Genomic DNA, 8,613 nt, shown 5'->3' with positions numbered 1-8,613 from the left:
TTTTGCCAGAGCATAAAACGCGTACCACGCTGCGCACCGATACGCATAAAGGCACCGGGTTTAATGAGTTGCGCTTCGAAGATGAAGTGTCGCGCGAACAAATTTACGTTCATGCGCAAAAAGATGCGGATACGGTGATCAACCATATTCATCGCCAGAGCGTAGGGCTGGATCAGCACCTGAGCGTAGCGCAGGATCAATACCAGCGGGTTGAGCGTCACCGTCACCGAACGATCGGTCAGGATGACTTTGAACAGATCGGGCAAGATCATCATCAGGCGATCGGACGTAATTTCATTCAGCAGATCGGCCAGTCCCTCAAACGGCTGATCGGCGGCGGCGAGATCACCAAGATCGCGGGTAGCCGACAGTCGACGATCGGCGGTTCGGAAGAGACGTTGATCGGCGCGCACCAGCGCACGGTGGTAAACACCGACAGCTACCTCAAGGCAGCGGACATCGTGCTGGAGGCCGGTCAGGCCTTGACGATCAAATCGTCTGGCGGCTTTATCAAAATCGACAGCGCTGGCGTGACCATCTCAGGAACGATCGTCAAGATCAACGACGGGGGATCGCCGGGGACCGGTGTAGCGCCATCTTCTGTCGAACCGGATGCGCCGAATAAACCCACGCTGCCGGATGCGCCGGATCGTCGATAAGGAGATAACATGCCAAGTGCCGCACGATTAGGCGACAGCTGCTCCGGGCATGGCTGTTTCCCCGCCACGCCGATTATTCAGGGAAGCAGCGATGTGATCATCAACGGCAAACCTGCCGCCCGCAAGGGCGATATGGTGCTGCTGCACGCTTGCCCTTGTCCCACCATGCCGCATGCCTTACATCCCCGGTCAATCTCGGCAGGATCCAGTAATGTCATCATCAACGGCAAAGCGGCGGCGCGCGTAGGCGATGCCATCGGCTGCGGCGGCTCCGTCGCCGCGGGTAGCGGGGATGTGATCATCGGCGACACGCCGCATCAGTCCCCGGTGAAATCCTGCGCGGAGCAGTCGGCCAGCAAGCGATCGCCGCTGCTGGCGTTGTCGCCTATGCAGCTGCCGTGGAAAGGCCTGATGTCATGGATGGCGACGCCTGAGTTACCGCCGCCAACGGAAGCGTTAACGCTGGAACAGCGCAAAGCCCGCTATCAGGCGCGTATGAAGTTAGCTCAACAGGCGTCGACCAATCCGAATCTGCAAGCCGCCGCCAAGCGTCTGGCCGGCAATAACGACAGCATTTTACGCGCAGAGGCCGCGAAGTATGTCTATGATGTGGATGAATTTCGCCGTGGGGCGAAAGCAGAGTTGCCCGCACCACCGGTGGGGCTTTCGATAGTGAATCCAGAGCAGATGTTGTCGAAAGAATCGAATCCTTATTTCAATAAAGAATCTGGTTTCGGTGCCGCATTATTTAAATCGGACATCAATGGTGAAACGATGCTCACCTTTCGGGGTACCGATAATGCAGTGACGGGTGTAGAGGACTGGACGACAAATGCTTTGCAAGGGCTGGGACTAAAGTCTACGGCTTATGAACAGGCTATGCTCGCAGCAAGAGTCGCTAAAAGCTCTCTTCCCAATGAAAGTCTGAAAATGGTGGGGCATTCACTTGGAGGCGGTTTGGCCTCGGCAGGTGTCAGTGTGACCAAACTTCCCGGCTATACCTTTAATGCTGCGGGCCTACATGCCAATACGGTCGCCCGCGCTGGGGGAGCCTCTTTAGAGGAGACGGCCGCACTGATCAAAACGCAGGCTGTCGATGGCGAAGTACTGACCATGGCGCAGACTTATGGCAAGGCGGCGGTTCCGGGTCTATTAGCGTTAGGAGGCTCGTTGATCGGTGGTTTGCTTGGGGGGGGAGCAATGGGAGCGATGGTCGGAGCGGCATGTGGCATGATGGAGCTTTATAAAGGCGCTTTGCCGAAAGCCGTCGGTGAGATGTCGTCGCTACCGTCACTGGGCGGATCGCCCATTGCCCGTCACGGGATGGATCAGGTGATTGCCGGTATTGAAACGCAGAAAAGAGAAGATATCAGCGCGATTAGTGGTGTATTTAAGGAGACGTGATGCAATGGTTAAAGCGTATCAAGTGGGGATGTCTTTTTATCGCCAGTCTGTTAACGGCTTGCAATCTGGGAGGACATAGTATGGAAGCCAGAGAGCTATTTGACCCGACGACTGCCGCACTGCTGGAGAATATTCGTAAGGGTAATGAAAGCGCGGCAAAAGAAGCGCTGGCGCAGGGTGTTAAGCTGAACGTCCATGGTAAGGAAGGGGTGACGCCACTGCAGTGGCTGATCCTGGAGACGCGGGACAAAAAAGCGGTGACGCTGGGACTGAAGTTAGGCGCCGATCCCAACTTTAAAAACGGTAACGGTACTGCGGCAATTAATATGGTGCCCGGGTTTGAAGATCCTGATTGGTTACGCATCATTCTGGATGCGGGCGGAGATCCGAATTTGTTGGGAGGGGGCGGGCAACCGCCGATATTCGGCGCGATTAATGAAGAGCGCTGGGATGATATCGAGCTGTTGCTGGCGCGCGGAGCCGATATCAATTTGCAAGATAAAATGAACATGAACAGTGTGTTATATGCATCTTATCTTAATAAATATGAAATCGTTGATTTCCTAATGAAACAGGGTGCCCAAATTGACACTTACGATAAAGTGGGCGTAAGTCTTGCGTGGAATGTCTATGACAGCGAGTCCATCATGTCCAAAGATGCGCCGCAACGTCCGTGGCTGATAAAGGTCAAGCAGGCGCTGGAGCAAAAAGGGGTGAGGTTCCCACCTCCCTCTCCTCAAGAAGTTAGAGCGCAGTGGGAAAAGGGCAAGGCTAAATAGTTCACCATTATCAGGGAGCGAGCAGATTCGTTCCCTGATATTTTCCTCTTCTTGCCTAGTTACATATTCTCATTTATTCCCTAACGAAAAATATAAATGCCACCGCGTGGAATAACGCCGTTATTTCGCAGCATTAATTCTTTATTGTTATCCCTTAATTCCGATTCAGGTTTATTTTATGAATGAAAAAAACAGCCTGAGACTCTTTGAGATTATTCGAAATAAAACCTCGCCGTTGTATGCCATTATCGATGTGATGTGTTATCCAGAGCTGCCGGTTTATTGGCGAGCCTTTCATCAGTCGGCGAAAGATCAATGGCGGCAGCTCGATTCCCCGATATTTCCAGATTCATTACGCTTAGTTGCGCCGTTTATTATCGAACTTGATGAAGGCAACTGCGGAGAAACGCTGCTGCATTGGACCCAGGGCCAGGACTACGGCCATCAGGGAACGTTGCTGATGACTGGCGACATGTCGCTTGATGAGATGGTGCAGCATTGGCAACGACGCGTGGTTTGCCGTGGACCCACCGGGCAGGAGACGCTGTTTCGCAGCTATGGCCCGGATGCCTTGGCGCTGTGGTGGGCGACAATCAGCCCGCAGGAGCAAACGGATTTCCTTGCGCCTGCCCGGCAGCTGTTTCTACCGGCCGAGAGTTGCGAGTTTTTGGATTATATTCCCTTGCTCGATGAAGAAATCTCCGTGTCGGCGGCGAACAACTACCAAATATCGCTAAATCAAACACAGTTTGATCTTTTAACGCACGATAATCGGCTGCGTTGTCTGGCGAATCAGCTTTTTATGTATGTCAGCGAAAGAACGTTTTTTTTATTAGATATCGAACTGTTGAGAAAACGTTTTATAAGCGGCATTGCGCTGGCCAAAAGTTTATATCCGCGCGCCACCGACGCCGAATGCGAAGCCTGGTCTGCGCATCGCTGGATTATCGGCAGCGAGTTTTATCACCATCCTCATTTTATTCATCTGACCACGCGCCACGCTTTGGGAAAATGTATTCAGCTATTCAAATCCCAACCGCGCCATCTGGAAGAGGTTCGAGCACGCTACCACCGGCCTGACTGGATGAAGGGACTATCGCCTGACACATTGGAGGTCACCGAGTGACATCAACGACACCTTTAACCACGCCTTTTCTGACTGAAACGCAAGAAGACGCTGACGGATGGCTGGCACGTATCGATGAAGGCGGGTGTTTCATCGTGGCGGAAGCCGCCCTGAACGACGCGGCGCCGTGGCTGGCTGAGCGCTGGGGCGGCAGTCTGGAACACACCCGGCTGTATTGGGGCGAGGCCGGACGCCAGCATGCGTCCATCTCCCCCTATTGCATTCCGGTCACGGCACAAAACTGGCCTCAATTGGAAGAGTATCTTTGCACCCGGGACGGCTGGGGCATTGGCATTCAGCTTGAGTGGTTCATGCAGGCCTATACGCCGGGACAACAACTGGTCGAGCTGGTCAATCATCTGCGGCACTGGAGTTTGGTGGCGATGCCAGACGGAGAGAATGCCATTTTGCGCATCAGCGACTGGCTGATAGTGAAGCAGCTTCTGTCGGCCAGCACGGCGCAGGAGGCGACGGCCTTGTTCGGCCCTATTGCCCGATTCTACGACATGGCGTCGGGGAGTGGCGCGTCGAAGGTGCTGACCCTCACGCACCGTGAGTCTCACGACATCCCCAATACTTCGCCCCGCCCACTCAGCGACGCCCAATGGCAGGCCCTCCTGGGCCCCTCCACGCAGAACGCCTTGGAAACCTACATGGATCACCTGCGCGCCTACCATCCGCGTTGGCAGGCCGAAGGCGACGATGCGTTGTTGGCCTTTACCCAGCAACAGGTGAAACAAGCCGAGTTGCAGGGATTCAACAATGACCGCGATATCGTGCGCTATCTGGCGCTGGCGACGGAGCTCAGTCCCGACTTTATCGGCGAGCCTTGGGCGCAAACGGTCATGGCGGAACCGGAAATTATCGGAACCCAGAACAAGATGGATCGCCTCTACGCCGCCGCGGTGAGCCAACAGAGCGAAGCATAAAAGGACGTAGTGCTATGGAACAGACGAAATCAGCGACGCTGGTCTCCAGCGAAGAGGCCGCAAGTAAGAACTTTTCCAGCGATAAAGCTATCTCTGGGGGATGTACAAAATGCGCTTGTGAAATTTTCGTTCAATACTTATATGATTCGGGAAAACCCGTCCCTAACGCGCCTTTTGTCGTTACGGATAGCAACGGTACGAATATTAGCGGCCAAACGGATGAGAACGGCTATTTCAAAATCTACGATATGGGTTGCAATGGCTACGAGCTGAATATTCAGGAAGGAAGCGACGAGTTCGAACCCGAAGACACGGTCACCAATAATCCGGTACTACAGTCCAATCCCGAGTATGCGGCACTCGCGGGCGAGTACTTCACGCTTTATTTATTACTCAGCAAAGAAGGATTGCTGGAATACGATCAGGAAGAGAGCAAGCGTTATAACCAAGTCGGCATCGACACTCATGTTTATGGTGGTATGTATTTTTACTACGAAGATAAATATGAGTTGGCTTATAACCGCTTCATGGAGCTGAAGGATAAGATTAACAACGGTAGTCGAGAGCTGAAGCAGGCTATCAATAAAGTCCATCATAGCCTGTCAACGGAAGTCGCCAGCCACACGACGGAAACGGCTGTACTTCTCTTTTGCCAGATCCTGATTGGATTTGTCCCTATCGTCGGGCAAGCGCCTGATGTGTATTTCATTGGGGAATGGTGTTGGGCCGCCTATCAAAATCCGGAGAATCTCAAGGACCCTTATTTTATTTGTGAGGGTGTGTTGGATGTTATTGGCGTGGTACCCGGTGCAGGCCATGTTCTTAAATATGCGGGGAAATCGGTATTAAAAGCGATTGGAAAAGTCGCCGGTGCCGTCGCTGATAAACGCGCCATCCAGCTCGCAATACGAGAAATTCGTCATCTGTCTGACGGTAATATTGTGCGATGGCTGATGGATTTTTCCTCCAAAATTAAAACCATCGCGATTGAAGCCATCGAGTTGCTCAATAAAATCGCTTTGGCCGTTGAGCGTATTTTGCAGGATGCGGCCCACTCGGCGAAAAGCTGGATTGTGGCTTTCGCTAAAGACAGCTTCAATGCGATTGTCCGGGTACTGAAATGGTTGATAGAAAAATTCGAAAGCATCGTTGATACCATTATCGAGAAAGTAGAATCCTTCATCGCCAAAATTGTGACCAAAAAACCGGGTACGGCGTTGGGTAAAGGGAAAGCGACCAAAGCGGAACAAATGACGGCGGGGGCGACGAAGCAGGAAAGTCGGGCGGCGGAAACAGAAGCGGAGAACGCAGCGAAGAAAAAAGGGGACGAACTCTGTACGTCCGAATCGACTTGCGCAGGCGACCCGGTCGATGTCGCCACGGGTTATGTCGTTGACTGGCGGACGGATTTTCAGATTTCAGGGCTTTTCCCCCTGGCTTTGAAAAGAAGTTATCGTTCAGGTGGCACCCGAATCTCCGGTTTGCTGGGTAAGCTTTGGCGCAGCAACTGGGATATGAGCCTGAAACTCGAAAAGGATGTCGTGACGTTTACGGATGGGGAATTTAATCAGGCCATATTCGCGGCGCCTGTTGAAGGCGAGTACAGCCTTTCTCTTTCCAATCCAGCATGGCGTTTAACGCGTCAACAAGGCGTGTTGGTGCTACGCCATCGTGACGGGATGAGTTACTGGTTTGAACATACTCGCGGCGTGCAGCTTTGTTTGACCGCAATAGAGGATAACGCGGGCAATCGTACTTCGCTGCTGTGGGAATTAGGCGAATTACGGTGGGTGGTGCTCGCGGATGAACGTTTGGTGCATGTGGAAACTCACCATGGGCGGATCACCTGCCTGACGTTATGCGACCGTCAGCGTCGGCCGTTACAGACCCTGGTGAACTACACCTATGATCAAAAAGGCTATTTGGTTAGCGTCCGTGCCGGAGAAGGCCGCAGTTTTGATTACCGTTATTCGCCGGAAGGTTGGATGTTACGTTGGTCCGATCTGTCGGAAACCTGGGTAGAACATACCTATGACAGCCAGGGCCGCGCCGTGCGCGACCGTGCATCGGAAGGTTACTGGGCAGGTAGCTTCGACTATGACGATGAACGACTCACCACGTATTACCACAATGGATTCGGCGGCGTGGCGCGCTATATCAGGGATGAACGCAACAATATTCTCAGCCACCGGACACCCGATGGCGGCGAGACGCTGTTCGAATGGGAACACAATCAGCTGGTGGCGCAAACTGACCCGTTAGGTCACCGCACAGAGTTTGAGCGCAACGACTGGGGGCAGATCACGGCCGTGACGTTGCCGGACGGCGCAATACACCGCTATGACTACGATGATGATGCGCAACTGCTGGCGTATACCGACCCTCTAGGCAATGTTTGGCAGTATCAGCGTAATGCTCGGGGGCAGGTGGTAGAAGTTAACGATCCGGAAGGCCGCGAGTGGCTGCATAGTTATACCGATCAGGGCCTACTGGAAACTATCATCGCCCCTAACGGCGTGCTGCAACGTTATCATTACAACGCGCGAGGGCTGGTCACGACGATCGAAGTGGATAACGCCCCCACAGTACGATTCTTCTACGATGGTCAGGACAGGGTGACAGAACGCCATCAGGAGAGCCCATCTGGTCGGTTGGTCCGTCGCTGGGAATATGAAGGCTATCGAGAAGCGCCATCAAAAGTCATCTATGAAGATGGTACTGAAACCACCTTTGGTTTTGACAGAGAAGGCAACCTCACCTCTGTTACCGATGCGTTAGGACAGCAACACCAGTTCCGCTACGGCGCATTTGATAACCTGATGGAAGCCACCGACCCACTCGGCGCAACGATCCACTATCACTACAATACAGAAGCCGAATTCGCCGGTGTGACCAACAGCCACGGCGACGCTTGGACTTACTCCTTTGACGAGTGTGGACGGCTGTCCGAAGAGCAACATTATGACGGGCGAGTGTATCGCTATGCCTACGACGTGGCGGGTCGATTAACGTGCCGAACTTCTCCCGACGGCAGCCAGCAAAACTACACGCATGATGCCCTGGGACGGGTGACGGAAGTCCAGTGCCTCACTGCTGAAGGGGCGACGGACAGCGTTACCACGCTGGACTATGACATCGCGGGACGATTGTTAAGCGCCAGCAACGCAGACGCCTGCGTGGAGTACACCTATAACCGCTCCGGTCAGGTCATCTCTGAGCGGGTCAACGGGCAGGAAATACTCAGCGATTATGATGCGAGCGGTTACCGCGCGCAGGTCAATGGGTTGTTGGCGCCGCTGCAACAGCAGTGGCAATCAGGGCGGTTGTCGGCGCTGGGCGTCGGTTCGCATCAGGCGTTGTCGTTCAGCCATACGGACGCGGGTCAGGAAAGCCTGCGCAGCAACGGCGCGGGCTTCGCGCTGTCGCAGAGCTGGAGCGAGACCGGGCTGCTGGAGCGTCAGACGCTGGTGAACGGCGGCGGCAGCGAGCCGCACCACCTGGAACGGCGCTATCGCTACGACGTGCTGGACCGTCTGGTGGGAATAAAAGACGCTCACTGGGGCGAGCAGGATTTCCGTCTGAACGGCAACGGGCAGGTGACGGCGGAGCGTCGCAATGGGCGCTGGCGTCAGGCGAAACTGTTCGGTTACGACAGCGAACAGAACCTGTGCGAAGTGTCGGAGATTATCGCCGCCTCGGGCGTGCCGCTGTCGGTG

6 protein-coding genes are annotated in these 8,613 nt (G+C 54.2%); all 6 read left to right on the top strand.

What is annotated here, in order from left to right; genetic code table 11:
- Positions 1-659 (top strand): bacteriophage T4 gp5 trimerisation domain-containing protein (locus AU511_RS16115; protein WP_420843468.1); only part of this gene is annotated, 659 nt, incomplete at its 5' end.
- Positions 660-668: 9 nt separating this feature from the next.
- On the top strand, positions 669-2,063 hold the full coding sequence (locus AU511_RS16110; RefSeq protein ID WP_094110286.1) for a Tle-like phospholipase domain-containing protein: 1,395 nt from the start codon (positions 669-671) through the stop codon (positions 2,061-2,063).
- Entirely contained in the window at positions 2,063-2,842 is a 780-nt protein-coding gene (locus tag AU511_RS16105) for an ankyrin repeat domain-containing protein (RefSeq protein ID WP_205756464.1), read from the top strand. The genes AU511_RS16110 and AU511_RS16105 overlap by 1 nt, the downstream gene beginning before the upstream one ends.
- Positions 2,843-3,020: 178 nt before the next feature.
- Complete coding sequence (locus tag AU511_RS16100) at positions 3,021-3,968, top strand: DUF4123 domain-containing protein (RefSeq protein ID WP_094110285.1); 948 nt, start codon at positions 3,021-3,023, stop codon at positions 3,966-3,968.
- On the top strand, positions 3,965-4,897 hold the full coding sequence (locus AU511_RS16095) for a DUF4123 domain-containing protein (protein WP_094110284.1): 933 nt from the start codon (positions 3,965-3,967) through the stop codon (positions 4,895-4,897). Before AU511_RS16100 ends, AU511_RS16095 begins: the two co-directional genes overlap by 4 nt.
- Before the next feature lie 14 nt (positions 4,898-4,911).
- Positions 4,912-8,613 (top strand): DUF6531 domain-containing protein (locus AU511_RS16090; RefSeq protein ID WP_139829405.1); only part of this gene is annotated, 3,702 nt, incomplete at its 3' end.

The organism is Lonsdalea iberica, from assembly GCF_002111585.1.
GTDB classification, from domain to species: domain Bacteria; phylum Pseudomonadota; class Gammaproteobacteria; order Enterobacterales; family Enterobacteriaceae; genus Lonsdalea; species Lonsdalea iberica.
Note: the sequence above shows the minus strand (reverse complement) of the source record. Positions and strands in the feature narration are given on the sequence as shown.

What these genes read in the sequence shown, in the direction of transcription:
- AU511_RS16110 (WP_094110286.1), top strand. Translation starts at nt 669, where the DNA reads ATGCCAAGTGCCGCACGATTAGGCGACAGCTGCTCCGGGCATGGCTGT.
- AU511_RS16105 (WP_205756464.1), top strand. Translation starts at nt 2,063, where the DNA reads ATGCAATGGTTAAAGCGTATCAAGTGGGGATGTCTTTTTATCGCCAGT.
- AU511_RS16100 (WP_094110285.1), top strand. Translation starts at nt 3,021, where the DNA reads ATGAATGAAAAAAACAGCCTGAGACTCTTTGAGATTATTCGAAATAAA.